General features: G+C 68.2%; 14 protein-coding genes. 7 read left to right on the top strand and 7 right to left on the bottom strand.

The window, feature by feature from the left end; translation table 11 throughout:
* The first annotated feature begins 40 nt into the window (after window positions 1-40).
* The 5 genes from ACH35V_RS15835 (at window position 41) to ACH35V_RS15815 (ending at window position 4,263) form a co-directional block, all read left to right on the top strand.
* The gene (locus ACH35V_RS15835; protein ID WP_395973026.1) at window positions 41-682 is read left to right on the top strand and encodes a bifunctional 4-hydroxy-2-oxoglutarate aldolase/2-dehydro-3-deoxy-phosphogluconate aldolase; all 642 of its coding nucleotides are present in this window, start codon (window positions 41-43) and stop codon (window positions 680-682) included.
* A complete protein-coding gene (locus tag ACH35V_RS15830; protein WP_395973025.1) occupies window positions 679-1,767 on the top strand; it encodes a sugar kinase in 1,089 nt (362 codons plus the stop codon). Before ACH35V_RS15835 ends, ACH35V_RS15830 begins: the two co-directional genes overlap by 4 nt.
* Window positions 1,768-1,777: 10 nt before the next feature.
* Window positions 1,778-2,161: a RidA family protein gene (locus ACH35V_RS15825; protein WP_395973023.1), complete on the top strand. Its 384-nt coding sequence runs from the start codon at window positions 1,778-1,780 to the stop codon at window positions 2,159-2,161.
* Entirely contained in the window at window positions 2,161-3,306 is a 1,146-nt protein-coding gene (locus ACH35V_RS15820) for a hypothetical protein (protein ID WP_395973022.1), read from the top strand. Before ACH35V_RS15825 ends, ACH35V_RS15820 begins: the two co-directional genes overlap by 1 nt.
* A gap of 120 nt (window positions 3,307-3,426) precedes the next feature.
* Complete coding sequence (locus ACH35V_RS15815) at window positions 3,427-4,263, top strand: SAM-dependent methyltransferase (RefSeq protein ID WP_395973021.1); 837 nt, start codon at window positions 3,427-3,429, stop codon at window positions 4,261-4,263.
* Window positions 4,264-4,284: 21 nt separating this feature from the next.
* Here the strand turns inward: ACH35V_RS15815 and ACH35V_RS15810 are convergent, their stop codons facing one another.
* Together ACH35V_RS15810 and ACH35V_RS15805 are read right to left on the bottom strand one after the other, a co-directional pair.
* Entirely contained in the window at window positions 4,285-5,271 is a 987-nt protein-coding gene (locus tag ACH35V_RS15810) for a sigma-70 family RNA polymerase sigma factor (RefSeq protein WP_395973020.1), read from the bottom strand.
* Window positions 5,268-6,155: an alpha/beta hydrolase gene (locus ACH35V_RS15805; RefSeq protein ID WP_395973018.1), complete on the bottom strand. Its 888-nt coding sequence runs from the start codon at window positions 6,153-6,155 to the stop codon at window positions 5,268-5,270. Before ACH35V_RS15805 ends, ACH35V_RS15810 begins: the two co-directional genes overlap by 4 nt.
* 159 nt (window positions 6,156-6,314) lie before the next feature.
* Between ACH35V_RS15805 and ACH35V_RS15800 the strand changes: the two genes are divergently transcribed.
* Window positions 6,315-6,956, top strand: coding sequence for an SIMPL domain-containing protein (locus ACH35V_RS15800; RefSeq protein ID WP_395973016.1), 642 nt, complete (start codon window positions 6,315-6,317; stop codon window positions 6,954-6,956).
* Window positions 6,957-7,176: 220 nt separating this feature from the next.
* Here ACH35V_RS15800 and ACH35V_RS15795 read toward each other — a convergent pair whose 3' ends face one another.
* Window positions 7,177-7,443, bottom strand: a complete 267-nt coding sequence (locus ACH35V_RS15795) for a hypothetical protein (protein WP_395973015.1) — start codon at window positions 7,441-7,443, stop codon at window positions 7,177-7,179.
* 466 nt (window positions 7,444-7,909) lie between these two features.
* On the opposite strand from ACH35V_RS15795, the gene ACH35V_RS15790 reads away from it, so the two are divergent.
* Window positions 7,910-10,321: an NACHT domain-containing protein gene (locus tag ACH35V_RS15790; protein WP_395973014.1), complete on the top strand. Its 2,412-nt coding sequence runs from the start codon at window positions 7,910-7,912 to the stop codon at window positions 10,319-10,321.
* A gap of 865 nt (window positions 10,322-11,186) precedes the next feature.
* Here the strand turns inward: ACH35V_RS15790 and ACH35V_RS15785 are convergent.
* From ACH35V_RS15785 to ACH35V_RS15770, 4 genes are all read right to left on the bottom strand, one after another.
* On the bottom strand, window positions 11,187-11,843 hold the full coding sequence (locus ACH35V_RS15785) for a GNAT family N-acetyltransferase (protein ID WP_395973012.1): 657 nt from the start codon (window positions 11,841-11,843) through the stop codon (window positions 11,187-11,189).
* 63 nt (window positions 11,844-11,906) lie between these two features.
* Complete coding sequence (locus ACH35V_RS15780; RefSeq protein WP_395973011.1) at window positions 11,907-12,374, bottom strand: hypothetical protein; 468 nt, start codon at window positions 12,372-12,374, stop codon at window positions 11,907-11,909.
* Between the two features lie 47 nt (window positions 12,375-12,421).
* Complete coding sequence (locus ACH35V_RS15775) at window positions 12,422-12,655, bottom strand: hypothetical protein (protein ID WP_395973010.1); 234 nt, start codon at window positions 12,653-12,655, stop codon at window positions 12,422-12,424.
* A 3-nt stretch (window positions 12,656-12,658) separates the two neighbouring features.
* On the bottom strand, window positions 12,659-14,521 hold the full coding sequence (locus tag ACH35V_RS15770; RefSeq protein WP_395973008.1) for a P-loop NTPase fold protein: 1,863 nt from the start codon (window positions 14,519-14,521) through the stop codon (window positions 12,659-12,661).
* Window positions 14,522-14,595 lie beyond the last annotated feature (74 nt).

Raw genomic sequence — 14,595 nt, 5'->3', positions numbered from 1 at the left:
TCCGACACGTCCCACCCGACACGGACTTGAGAGGACCATCATGATCCCCCGCTTGGCGCCGGGCTGCGCGCTGACGTCGACCGGAGTCGTCGCGGTCGTGCGCGGCGCCCGCGCCGGCCGCGTCGCCGACGTCCTGGACACCCTCGCCGACGCCGGCGTCCGCTGCCTGGAGATCACCCTGAACACGCCGGGCGCGCTCGCCGAGCTGCGCGCGGCGCGGGACCGGCTGCCCGGGGACGTCGAGCTCGGCGCCGGGACGGTGCGCACCGCCGCGGACGCGTCCGCGGCGGCCGACGCCGGGGCGTCCTTCCTCGTCGCGCCCGACACCAGCGCGGAGGTCGCCGAGACCGCGGGCGATCGCGGCGTCGCCTACTTTCCCGGCGCGCTGACCCCCGGCGAGGTCGCCCGCGCCTGGGAGCTCGGCGCCACCGCCGTCAAGGTGTTCCCGGCGAACGCGCTCGGCCCGCGCTACCTGCGCGACCTCGCCGAGCCGTTCCGCGACATCCCGCTGCTGCCGACGGGCGGGATCGGCCCCGACACGGCCGCCGGCTACATCGCGGCGGGCGCGGTCGCGGTCGGCGCGGGCGGCTCCCTCGTCGGCGACGCCCTCGACGGCGGCTCCCTGACGGAGCTGGCGGACCGGGCCGGACGGCTCCTCGCCGCCGTGGAGGCCGCCCGATGACCGCGGCGGAACGCCGGTCGGCGGGGGACGGGTCGCGGGGATCGTCGGACGGCTCGTCGTCGGAAGATTCGGGGGCGTCCTCCCGAGGGCGCCGCCCGGAGCCTGAGCCGGGCCTCGACCTCGTCACCTTCGGGGAGACGATGGCGCGGCTGGAGAACCCCGTCGTCGGGCCGATGCGGCATGCCCGCACCCTCGACCTCGGCGTCGGCGGCGCCGAGTCGAACACGGCGATCGGGCTGCGCCGCCTCGGCGGGACGGCCGCCTGGTTCGGCCGCGTCGGCGACGACGAGTTCGGCCGCCTGATCACGACCGTCCTGGCGGGCGAGGGCGTCCAGCTGGGGCATACCGTTGTGGACCGGTCCGCGCCGACCGCGCTGCTGTTCAAGGAGCGCCGGTCGGGGACGCTCACCCGCGTCCAGTACTACCGGACGGGCAGCGCCGGCTCGCGGCTGCGCCCGTCCGACGTCCCCCACGATCTGATCCGCTCGGCGCGCGTGCTGCACGTCACCGGGATCACCGCGGCGATCAGCGGCACCGCCCGGCAGGCCCTCGACGACGCCGTCGAGACCGCGCGGGACGCGGGCGTCCCCGTCTCGCTCGACCTCAACTACCGGCAGGCCCTGTGGACGCCCGCCGAGGCGGGCGAGTGCCTGCGGAACCTCGCCAAACGCGCCGACCTCGTCTTCGCGACGGAGGAGGAGGCCCGGCTGGTCGTGCCCGCCGACGGGGCCCGTCCGGCGTCCTCCCCCGACGACCTGGCCGGGCTCGCCGCGTCCCTGGCCGCCCTCGGCCCCCGGGACGTCCTGATCAAGCGGGGCGCGGCGGGCGCCGTCGCGCTGTGCGAGGGCCGCCTGCACGTCCAGCCCGCGCACAGCGTCCCGGTCATCGACCCGGTCGGCGCGGGCGACGCGTTCGCCGCCGGATACCTCGCCGAGTTCGTCCGGGGACGCCCGGTCGCCGAGCGCCTCGACACGGCCACGGCCGCCGGCGCGTACGCCGTGACCGTCCGCGGCGACTGGGAGGGCCTCCCCAGCCGCGCGGACCTTGATCTGCTGAAATCTGCCGAAGACACCGTCACCCGTTAAGGAGACAGATATGAGCAAGCGTGAACTCCGGAGCTCGGCCGCGCCCGCGCCGCTCGGGACGTATTCGCAAGGCCTGGTGGCCGGCGACTTCGTCTACACGTCCGGCATGGGCCCGATCGACCCGAAGACGGGCGAGGTCGTGGGCGCGGACGTCGCCGAGCAGACCCGGCAGGTGCTGACCAACCTGTCCGCGATCCTCGCCGAGCACGGCCTGGGCCTGGACGACGTCGTGAAGTCGACCGTCCACCTCCAGGATCTGCACCGCGACTTCCCCGCCTATGACGAGGTGTACCGGGCGCATTTCAACGAGCCGTACCCGGTGCGGACCACGGTCGGCTCCGACCTGATGAACATCCTCGTTGAAATCGATTTCGTGGCTTACAAGAGGAGCTGATGGACTCGTCGCTCTACGTCCTGGTGGAGGATCTGCACGGCGGCGTGGACGCCGCGCAGATCCTCTCCCACGGCGTCTCGTCCATTACCGTCGGCGCCGCCTACCACCGCGCGCGCGACGTGACTCCCCACGGACGCACCCGCGTGACTCTGCGCCACGACGGAATCCATTTCCCTCCCGGCGACCTGTTCGACGGGCTCCGCCTCGTCCCGCCCGTCCAGCGGAACGCCGAAAGGGAACCTCTGCGCGCCCTCCGCGAACAGACCCGTGAGCTGGACGTTCCGCTGCACGGCTGGGGCGTGTTCCTCCACAACACCACCCTCGGCCTAGCCTTTCCGGACGTCACCCAGGAGAACTGCTTCGGCGACCGTGCCGCGCCCGCCGACCTGTGCCCGTCCAACCCGGACGTCCGCGCCTATGCCGTCGCGCTCGGCCGCGCCATCGCCCGCCAGGGAATGGACTCGGTCGTCACCGAGTCGCTCCATTTCGGGACGTTCGGGCACGGCTACCACCACGAACGCTCATTCGTCGATCTCGGCCCGGCCGCCGAATTCGCGTTGGGCCTGTGCTTCTGCCCGCACTGCCAGGCCCGCATTCCCTCTGCCGAAAAGGCGAGGGATGCCGCGTCCCGCCTGGCGGCCTCCGTTCTCGACGGCGGGCCGCCCACCGAAACGCTTCCCGCCGTCCTTGAGGACTACGCCCGAGCCCGCACCCCGATCGTCACGTCGCTGGCCGCCGAGGCCGCCGAAGCCGTGGCGGACGAAGGCTCCCGCCTGACGTTCCTCGACCTGACCGGCGCCGTGAAGGGCTACGCCGACGGACGTCCCACCGGCGCCCCGGCCGCCGATTCCGCCTGGCAGATCGGTGTGGATCCACAGGCCGTGAGCGAGGTCGTCCCGTCCTACGCCATTCTTTGCTACGCGCACGACGAGGCCCGCATAGCCGAGGACGTCGCCGCCTACCGAACCGCGCTGGGCGCACAGACGACGCTCCGAGCCGTCCTGCGTCCCGGCCTCCCGGACACGGAGTCGGCCGAGCATCTGGCGGCCAAGGTCAAGATGGCCCGCACGTCCGGCGCGGACACGGTGGACTACTACCAGTACGGCCTCGTCCCGTTGCCGACCCTCGCCCGCATCCCGCACTGACCGTTCGGACACCCGCACCGGCTCGACCCGGCGGCCGATCTTGGACACAGCGCCCCCGCCCGCCGGACGCGCGGTTACGGTGGCCCCCGACAAGAGGACTTCTCCGTACGGGAGCGCAGCGTGACGACCTACGACGAAATCCCGGACGACATCCCGACCTCCGCCCGCGTCTACGGCTGGTATCTCGGCGGCAAGGACAACTACGAGATCGACCGGCAGTTCGCCCTGGCCCACCTGCCCGACTTCCCCGAGGGCCTGGACATCACCAGGGCGAACCGCCTGTTCCTCTACCGCGCCGTCCGCCATCTCGTCCGGGACGCGGGAATCCGGCAGTTCATCGACATGGGCTGCGGCCTGCCGACGGACGACAACGTCCACCAGGTCGCGCAGCAGTTCGCCCCGGACGCCCGCGTCGTCTACGTCGACATCGATCCCATCGTCCTGATCCACGCCCGCGCCCTGCTGGCCGGAGACGGCTCCACGACCGTCATCACCGCCGACATGCGCGACCAGGACACGATCCTGAACCACGACGACACGCGCCGCCTCATCGACTTCAGCGAGCCGGTGGCGGTCCTGTTCCTCTCCGTCGGCCACCACCTGCCCGACGCCGACGATCCCCGCCGCGTCCTGCGCACCATCCTCGACCGCGCCGCCCCCGGCAGCCACCTGGCGTTCTCCCAGGCCGTCACCGAGAACACCGCCCGCGGCGCCGACCTGCAAGCCCGCATGACCGGCGCCGGAATCCCCTGGCAGACCCGCTCCCGCGCCGAGGTCGACGCCCTCTTGGACGGCCTCGTCCCCGTCGCCCCCGGCCTGGTCGACGTCAGCGACTGGCGCCCCGACCCCGACCAGCCGCCGCTGGCCCCCGCCCCCGTCGAGGTCGAGCACTTCCTGGGCGCGTCCAAACTCAACCGGGACTTCCGCGAGTACGGCGGCATCGTCCGCAAGCCATAGACGCCTTCAGCAACCCGCGCATCAAGGGCACGGGTTCGCGGGCGGAAGGCCGAACCTGCCGACCAGGTCCGGACCGCCGCCGAACACGACGATGCGCGCGATGCCCTCGTCCGTCACGTCGAGGACGCCGAGCCCGAACGCGCGGTACACGCCGTCGTCGTCGCGCCGGTAGGCGGCCGCGGCGGGCTGCCCGTTGGCGACGGTCGGGATCATCCGCCAGTCCCCCGGCGAACCGATCACCCGGGCGAGGAAGCGCAGGCAGGTCGCGCGTCCCGAGAACCAGGTGCGGGTGCCGACCAGCTCGATCGCCGCGTCCGTGCGCAGCGCTCGCTCCAGCGCCGCCGTGTCGGCGTTCTCGAAACCGGCGATGTACTGGCCGAGCAACTCCCGCGTGCGCGGCTCGGTGGGTTCGCTGATCCGCCCCCGTTCCGGGTCCACCTCGTCGAGGCGGGCACGGGCCCGCTGCAACGTGCTCTTGACCGCCGCGACGGTGGTGCCGAGCATGTCCGCGACCTCGGCGGCCGGGAACGCGAGGACCTCGCGCAGGATGAACACCGCCCGCTGCCGCGCGGGCAGATACTGCAGGCTGGCGATCAGCGCCAGCCGCAGCCCCTCACGAGAGGCGACGATGGCCGCCGGGTCCTGCGACTCCGGGGCGTCCGCGATCGGCTGCAGCCACGCCACATCGGCCTCCTCGGCTCCGACTGGGACATCCAGGTCGTCGGCGGGACCGCCCAGACCGGACGGCAACGCCCGCCGACCGCGGTTCTTCAACGCGGTCAGGCAGGCGTTGGTGGCGATCCGGTACAGCCAGACCCGCAGCGACGACCGTCCCTCGAACGTGCCGTAGGAGCGCCACGCCCGCAGATAGGTCTCCTGGACGACGTCCTCGGCCTCGTCCGCCGACCCGAGCAGCCGATAGCAGTGCGCCAGCAGCTCGCGCCTGAACGGCTCGGCGCGCTGGGCGAACTCTCCGGCCTCGGGCACCGCGCCCTCCTCGTCGATCACAGGTCAAGCCTTGGACGTACCCAGTCGGCCATGCGGCGGATCGCGTCGTCCGCCTCCGGCGCTCGTCCGGCCGCCATCTGGAAGGTGTGCTGCATGCCGGGGAAGACGTCGAGCCGGACGTCGACTCCGGCCTTGCGGGCGTGCTCGTCCAGGCTCCGGGCGTCGTCCAGCAGCACCTCGTCCCCGGCGGCCTGGATGTAGATCGGTCCCAGCCCGGTCAGATCGGCGTACAGCGGGTTCGCCATCGGATCACGAGGATCGCCGCCCTCCCCCAGAAACGCGCTCGCCAGCCCGCGCACGACGTCCGCGGTGAAGAAGGCGTCCTTCTGCCGGTTGGTCTCGTACGACTCGCCGACGGCCTCCATGTCCACCCAGGGCGAGAACGGCAGCGCGGCGGCAGGCAGCGGCAGCCCCTGCTCCCTGGCCCGCAACTGCGTGGTGATCGACAGCCCGCCGCCGCTGGAGTCACCGGCGAACGCGACCTGCCCGGCGCCGATCCCCTGGTCGAGGAGCCACCGGTAGACGGCGGTGGCGTCATCGACCTGCGCCGGATGGACGTGCCCCGGCACGAGCCGGTAATCGAAGATCAACGCCCGCGCCCCGGTCGCCTTGGCGAGATGGCCGAACAGTTTGCGATGCGAGTACATCGAGCCGCCCACGAACCCGCCGCCATGCATGCACAGCAGCACGTGCCGCTCGCTGCTCCCCTTCGGCACCGCCCACATCGCGGGCCGGCCGCCCGCGTCGGTCTCGATGTAGTCGACCTGGCGCGGTTCGGCCGTCAGACCGCCCCACGCGTCGTCGGCGACCTCGGCGTCCTGCCAGTCGCCCCGGCGCGCCGCCGCCCAATGCCTCTTGACCGCTTCGGACTGCTCACTCGGCATGACCACGTCCTCCTTCCCCTCCGACAATGCAGACCACCGACGCCCAGAAAAGGAATCGCCGCCGCTCAGACACCAGGGAACGAGCGAAAAGATGCCGCCAGGGGGCGCTGCGGCACAAACCTTTCGACCACGGGCACGAAATCGGTTTGAATGCTCGGCATGCAGATGATCGAAAAGCCGTGGGGCGTGGCCGCCTATGGCGCGTCAAGCGTGAAGGCGATGCCCGACCTGGTGCGGGCCAGGTTCAAGGTGATCCGGGTCGAGCAGACGCCCTCGCAGGCGTTCGCCGCGGCCAGCGACGCCGTCCAGGCGGTGCGGCAGACGCTTCGGCAGCACGGGATATCGGACGCGGCCGTCCAGCGTTCACGGCTCGGCCTGAAAAGTTCGTGGAGCTTCGGCGGATCGAAGCGCAAGTTCCTCGGGTACGAGTGCCAGGCCTCATTCGCCGTCGAGTCTGGGAATCTGGACGACGTCCAATCCCTGCTCGTCGATTTGGTCGCCGCAGGCGCCAACGAGATCGAGGGGGTCGACTTCGACGTCACCGGCAAGGGCGACCTGCGAGCCGAGGCTCGCCAGAAGGCAGTCGGCGCCGCCCGTCGCAAAGCCGAGCTGTACGCCGAGGCCGCGGGCGTCCGGCTGGGAGCCGTCGTCCACATCGACGACGTCGACCCCGAACAGGCCGGATTCGAGCGGTATCGCAGCCACAGCTCAGGCGGCGCCGCCTCAGACCAGGATCTGGCCCCCGGCCACGTCGTGGTATCCGCCGCAGTAATCCTGGGCTTCTCCCTAACCCACGACTGACAGGTGCCTCAGCGGGCGGCCAGAAGTTTCTCCATGCCGAGAAGACCGGCCTCCAATGCCCTGAGATCGGGCACGCTCATCCGCCACTCGACGGCCGGCTCACCGCCCGGCGGCGGCAGCCTCGGGCCAGTTTGGTGGGCCAATGGCGAGAGGGGGCTTGCACTTGCCTTCACGCGCAGAGCCTGCCCATAGCCGCCGGCCCTTTCGCCGAGAGCAATGCCTAGACCGGGGCCCGATCGTAAGGCGTCCAACCCTGCCGGAGCGCCTGCCACAACAGCGTAATGACGCGTAACCCATTCAAACCCCGCTGATGAAACGGCCGGGCAGCGAGGCCTTCGTCAGGCAGAGTCAAGCCGGTGAGCGCCTCGACAAGCGGGGACTGATTGAGTGCGTTGGCGAGTTCGGCGACGTGCTGTTCTCGCAACGGACGCCAAGCGGCCCGGCGATCAATGTCGATATTGAGGCCGGAGCGGACGATCAAGTCCACGCGATCGCTGCTGTTCGGTTGTTTCGGAGCTTGGATGACCTACGGGTCGGCCTGTGCGAGCGTGTCCTGTTCAGCGAACAGGGCGGCGAGGTGCTGCCGGGTGGCCGGAGCCGTCGTCCATCGGGACCGGGAGCACCTCGGGCACCCATGGAGGCTCGAGAACGTGGTGGCAGTGCTGGGAGACCGCCTCGATCGTCTTCTCCCTGACCCCGGTGATCTTGCGGTCATCGGTGACACCGACCGAATTTTGTTGACGTCCTTCGCCGGCACGCCGCGGGTGAAGATCGACTCATGTCGCGAAGGTGTAGCTTGACGGATTTATGTGCGTTGTTCTCGCCAATAGTCAGGGCACGGACGCGGGCCGAGGCGTTACATTCGCGGAGTGGGACCGGCGGGACGAATTACGCGATCTACTCGGCTTTGTCTCATCGCCGTCTGCTGTGTAGGCGTCGGGCTTCTAGTGCCGATGCTGTTTCTCACCGCGCGCGGTCATTTCACGGTCGGCGAATTGATCAAAGCTGCTGGGCTGGTCGTGGCGGTGGCCTCGTTCGTGGTGTCGGCGATCGCGTTGTTGCTGCAGCGCTATACCGCGGGAGGCGGAGACGATGCCGCGGTTCTCGACAGGGCCGCCGAACGGCTGGCCAGGCTGGTGCGGCAGCAGTGGGTCGACGAGGTGGCGACGCGTCGCCTGTATCCCGCTCCGATCCGGGTGCGGTGGTCGAGCACGGGACGTCCGGTGGCCGCTTCGGCGAGCGTGGTGATGGGCGAGGAGTCGTCGGACGACCGGTCGCGGCGGTTGGCCTTTCAGGGGGACGTCTCCCAGATCGTCGAACTGATGGACCGGCTGCCGGCGCACCAGCTAGTGATCATTGGGAGTCCGGGGTCGGGTAAGACGGTGCTCGCGGTTCTTTACACCCTTGCGAGGCTTGAGCGGCTGGGACCAGGCGACCCTGTACCGGTGGTGCTCGCGATGTCCAGTTGGAACCCTTCGCGGGAGCATCTCCATACATGGCTGAGCCGGCGCATTGCCGAGGATTATCCGATGCTGATGGACGAGTTTGCCTATGGTCGAGATGCAGCGATTGAGCTGGTCAGGTCTGGAAGGGTCCTACCTGTCCTGGACGGCCTGGACGAAATGTCGGCAGGACTGGTGCCGACCGCGCTCGACGCCCTCAACAACGCGCTCACGGACGGTCATGGCATCGTCTTGACCTGCCGTAGTGGGGAGTACGAGGACGCCGTGACCGCCACGGCGACCCCACTCGCTCGCGCCGCCGTCATTGAGACCGAACCAGTCCCCGCACAGAATGCGATCGCTTTTCTCACCGCGATGAGCATCGACGGCGGAGCGCGATGGGGACGCTTGGTCGACCGGTTGCGCACCAGTCCACTGGATCCGGTGTCCAAGGCGATGTCCACGCCATTGGCGATCAGCCTTGCGCGCTCCGTCTACGCTTCTCCTGAAAGGGACCCGGCGGAACTCTGTGACGCGCATCGGTTCCCGGACGCGGAGACAATCGAGCGCTATCTGCTCGCGCAATATGTCGCGGCCGTCTACGTGCCTCGTCCGCCTCCGCCAGGATGTTACCGGCGAACGTCCCGCTACCGGCTCAAGGCGGTGGAAACGTGGCTGGGTACGCTCACGCATCTCCTCGAGCACCGGCTGACCTGCACCAGCTTCGCCTGGTGGCATCTTGGACGGACCATTCCAATAACCGTCCTGGGGCTTATCAGCGGGGTCCTTGGGCTGCTGAGTTGGCTCGTCTTGGCGGGGCCCCTGGGACTCTTGATCGAACTGTCGCCGGGCATTGTCGTGGTCGTCGGGCTCAGTGCTGTGCGCGCCGCATACGCACAGCCCGATGTGGTGGACGCCCGACGTATCGGAGGCCTGCCGCTTCAGGCCGTCCGCGATGCATTCGGCACCCTTATCGCCACTGCTCCTTTCGCTGCCGCGACCGTGCCGTCACCTATCGACCTATGGAGCGTGGAAGAGTTTCTTCATTCTCTGCTCATATCCGCGGCGTTCGCCGGTGTGCTCAGCCTCACTGTAGGTGCCATGACGTTGGGACAGGACGGCGGGCCGCGCCAGTTCTCCGTCCGTCTGAACAGGCTCGGCAAGCCCCTTGCTGAGGGCCTCTTCTTCGGGCTGCTCGCCGGCCTGGCAGTCGGCATGGTCGTACGGTTGTTCTACGGAAGCGAGCCCGGTGCCGAGAACCTCGCAATGATAAGTTTCATTTCCATCACCCTTGGAATGGCGATACCGGTAACGCTCAGCCGGTGGCTGCGGACTCCGGTGGACCGGGATCAGCCGCTGCACCCACGGTCCGTGCTTTGTGCGGATCGCCGTATCACCCTGGCCGTAGGCGCTGCGGTAGGTACGTCGGCGGCACTGTGCATGGCATTTGTTTTTGTGGCGCTTCACGTGGTTGATCAGGGAAACCCGTTCGATCTCTCCGACGCTCTTTCTGGTACCTACATATTTCTCGTCTTGTTTGCCGTCGCGGTTGCGGCCATCGCTGTTGTCACGTCCGGCTCGGCTTGGGTCTCCTACTCAATTGCTCGATGCTGGCTCGCGTTGTGGAGAAGGCTACCCTGGCGGGTGATGTATTTCCTGGAGGATGCCCACGCCCGCGGCGTGCTACGCAGAGACGGCACCCATTATCAGCTACGTCACGTCCGCCTTCAGGAATCACTTGCTGAGCAGCATTCCGAGAACCTGAACTGCTCGCCACTCACCGGGTTGTTGGTCAACTCTTCAGGATCCTGGCCTCCTTCATGGTACGGCGGCCGACTCGGTACGACGGCTATGACAGTAATTTCCTGCCTTGGCCTTCTGGCCATCACGCTCACGCTTCTCGCGCTGCGGGATATGCAATGACGCCCAGTGCAATATGCCCAGCTGCAGGGAATCGTCGCCCCGGGCGGCTGACCGTCGTAGGGGCCCGGGTTCACTTTGATACCAGCCCAGCTGTGCAGGGCTGCGGTGCCTGAACAGGTCCCTGAATAGACTCAGCGGCGTGCCTTCTGGTGATCTCCCGGCGGCTCCCACGTTCGATGCGGTTACCTCCTGGGCCGGTGCCGGACGAGTGGTGCGTGCCGCCGAATCCGACGTGGCGACCTGGCGGCTTCCCGCACCACAAAAGGCGGCTACCTGCTGGAACAGATCAGGGTTCTCGACCCGCCCGCCTTTGGAGATGGCGACCACCGGACTCACTTCTGGCCCGCGGTGCTGGACCGATGGCTCTTTTGACCAACGGCCTTACCTGAACTCTTCTTAGTCGGTCTCGTTGCGCAGTGCGAGGCCGAGCAGTGCCCAAAGGACGCCCCAGCCGGCGATTGTGAGCACCGGCGGTTCCGGGCTGGTCGCCGCGAAGGGGATCATGAAGCGTAGACGCCGATGCCCAGTGGCACGAGACGGCGCCATCCGGTCCAGTGACCGGAGCGCAGGACGGCGATGCCGACCAGGATCATGCTCACCGCGGTCACCATCGCTGCGGCGGGGCAGGAGCGGTGTGTCGTCGTTGCCCAGGGCCAGGGCGTGGACGTCGACGGCGATGAACACCAGACGTCCGAGTACGGCGCCGCCGATGCCCGCGATCGCCAGCCGTCCGGCGGTACTCGGGGAAGATCGTCTCGGTGGCCATGGCGGCCACCCTTTCTTGGTCGTCGGTCTCGTCCCGCCCCTGCTGCTGGCCGCCGGTCGCCGTCCTCACGCTTCTCCACAAGATCACGAGCGACTGATCTCAAGGTCGCGTCTGGTCTAGCCCGAATAGCGGCAGGCATGGTGTGAGGCCGTCGATGGTGACGGGGACGGTGCGGTGATGTTCCCAGGCGGTACGGGTCAGGAGCAGGCGGTGGTCGATGGTGAGGGCGCCACGGACGACGCGGCGGTCGACGCCGTTGGGCTGGTATCCGAGCTTGCGTGAGACGGCGTGGGAGGCCGGGTTGTCGGCGAACGCGCTGGACACGGCCTCTTGCGCGCCGAGTCCGGCGAAAGCCAGATGCAGCACGGCGGCCCGCATCTCGGTGCCGATCCCTTGGCCCTGGTACCGCCGTCCGAGCCATGACCCGGTGGCTACCTGGCGGGTGATCGCCAGGTCGCGCGCACTGATTTCCTGGACTCCGGCGACCGAGCCGTTGTGAAAGACCGCAAGGTTGAGAGACCAGTCGTGCGGCGCCCAATTCCCCAGTTTCGACCAGTGATATTGGACGACTCCCCGCGCGATCTCGGCGGTCGGCCGGTCAGTCCATGGGACCAGGAACGGCATCGCCTCGGGGGCGTGGATGCCAGCCGCCGCCACTTCGGCCAGGTCGGCGAGCTCTTCGGGCGCTGGCAATCTCAGTTCGAGCCGCGGCGTCCGCAGCCGCAACCCGAGGAGAGGGAAGTGATCGACGAGCATCAGCCCATCCTGCTGACTATCCAGCCGCAGGTCATTCCCTTTTAGCCGCGCCCCCGCCGAGTATCAGCCGCGGTGCTCGGTCAGGCGTGCGTAGAGCGTTGCCAGGCCGGGCGGGGTGTAGGGCGGGGGCGTGGTGTGGCGTTCCCCGTTGGCCGGAGGTGCGAACATTCCCACGGGATAGAAGAAGACCCGGCGTTCGGCGTCGGGCGTGCGCAGGTACACCTCCCAGTAGCGGAGCGATGCGTGCAGGGTGATCTCGGTGACGTCGTCCCAGGCGTAGCGCCAGCGTCGCCATGCGCCGACGATCGTGACGCCCTGGTCGTCGACGATCGCGCGGCCGCGCAGGGCGGCGACGGCCGTCACTAGGGACGCGATGAGGACGGCCAGAAGGATGATCGCGCCGAGCGTCTGCAGGTACGGCAGACCTCGCAGCAGGGCTCGTCCGAGCAGGCCGGTGCTCACGGAAAGGAACGCCACCAGAGCGGTCATGATCAACAGATAGCGGTAGCAGCGCACGGTCCGTTGTTCCATGTGGCAGATGTCTAACAGACCAGGGCCGGTCACAGGAACCCAGGTGGTCAGTTGCCGATCAGCGCCGACAGGGCGGCGTCCGCGATGTCGATCTTCTTGGCGACCTGCCTCGGATGGCCGCCGAACGAGGCCCGCGCCTCCGCCAGGGATTCGACCGCGGCGAGGACCTCCGCGCTCTGCCATCTGTCGTGTGCGTAGGGTTGAGCGAACAGTTTTCCGCACAGACCGGCGATCCTGACATAGGGTCCCAGGGCGGCCGCCACACGTTGTGCCTCGGACACGGGTCAGAATTCATCTGGCAGGGCATCCATGCCCTGGCCGACCGCAGTCTCGGCGATCTCATAGAACATTCCGGGGTCGGATTCCAGAAGATCCTGCAGAGTGAGCACTTCCTCCAGAACCCTCTCCGCGGAGTCGTCTGCTTCTTCGCGCAGCTTCTCGACCGCGGCCCTGACCACTTCGGAGACGTCCAGCCGCAAGACCTTGTCGCTCAGCACACTGACGCTGCGCTCGCCCTCCTTGGCGTGTTCCACGCATGACCTGGCCGTTCGGATGACGTCCCGCGCCAGGCCCCCCGACCAGGCATGACAGAACAGCGCGAATACAGCCGAGAATCTGGTCGCACGTCGCGACAGCAGTTTCTGTGACTCGTCGAAGTTCAGCGGCGAGATCCGGACGATCGTGTCGAAGGACGAGTCGAAGACGTCCCGGACCGGGACTCCGCGAGCGGCGAAGCTGTGGAGGGCATCGGTGGACACCGAGAGCAAGAAGTGCGCGCCGGGGATGTGGAACAGATCCTTGATGCCGTTGATCGCCTCGACGGCCTTGTCGGGGTCGGGCATCTTGTCCAGCTCGTCCACGCAGATGACGACCGACATGCCACTGAGGTGGACGAACTGATCGATGAACTGCCGCAGTGCCTGCACCGACTCGGCATGCGTCACCTCGCGTTCGTTGCGGGTCAGCTTCTCCACGCCCTCGGCACCGGACCGTCCCAGGCGCAGGGCCGCACTGGCGGTCGACTCCACGGTGGTCGACCATTTGAGCAACTCGACCTCCCGCTTGCACAGCCCCGCCAACGTGTTCGGACGGCCAAGCCGGACTCGGCCGACGAACAGCCGCCAGATCGAGCTCAGCCCCCAGCCCGCAACCAGAACCAGGAAAACCAGAGCAAGAAAGCCCAGCCAGCCGAATCCGAACTTGTTCGGGGTGTCAGAGAGGCTTCGGGAATCCCGCTCCCAATACCAGATCAACATCGCGACGATCAGGAGGACGGCGTAGCCGACTCGCCGCCCGATTCGCTCCAGCCTTCCTTGAATCGGTTCGCCGATTCTCAGGCGCCTTGGGTCGCGTGCGGCCGGCTTCAGACCCGAGTGCGCGAGTTCGCTGTGAATGATCCGGGTGAACTCCGCCGGGCTGTAGTAGACCGGAGCGGAGACCCGAACCGTCCGATAGGACTCGTCCCCGATCGGGAGCCCGTGAATACGTGCCCCCAGCTTGTCGTCCGCCATGAGCTGCCACATGAGCGTCGACTTCCCCGAGCCGCGCGGCCCCGCCACCCCGACGGCCGAGGACGCGTGATCGGTTATGAACGAGTAGATGCGCCGGTAGCTGCGCGAGGAGACCGTGTCCAGCCCGTCGAGTTCGACCAGGGCCGGGGCGATGTCCGTCTCCAGCCTGCTGGACCAGCGGCGATCGGATCTCTCCTGCTCATTGATCACTTCCCGGATGACGGATTGGAGCTGTGGAAGGGCGGCCCGCTTCACCCGCTGCCGAGCCACCTTCTGCGCCGCAACGAAGCTGTTCAGGATCTGCGCGCAACAGACAATGGTCGTTGTCGTAGAGAAGAATATGGCCAAGACGCCCCAGGAGCGGATGCTTTTGTAGAAGACGATTGAGGCCACCAAGGCCCCGACCGCCACGGTGGCGGCTGTGAGATACGGTATTACCGGCGTCGCGCGAAGGACCTGGCTCCACCGGAGCTTTTCCAGCTCCGCCGCGACCGGATCCTTTATTTCCCTCTCACGGGCGCGGACGGTGGCAATGATATCGGCTTCGAAATCTCTGCCATATCGCAGTTCGGGATCCGTGCGCAGGAGACGTTCGACCGTCGACTCAAGGAACTCTGGGAAGTTGAACTCAGCCACCCTGCCCCTGCCCCTGGGATGCCGACACTCCGAGTCGGCCCGAATACTCCGAATCGGGAGGGATGATGCTACGT

The organism is Actinomadura sp. 1N219 (assembly GCF_044326405.1).
GTDB lineage: Bacteria > Actinomycetota > Actinomycetes > Streptosporangiales > Streptosporangiaceae > Spirillospora.
This window is presented reverse-complemented; position numbering and strand designations above follow the sequence as displayed.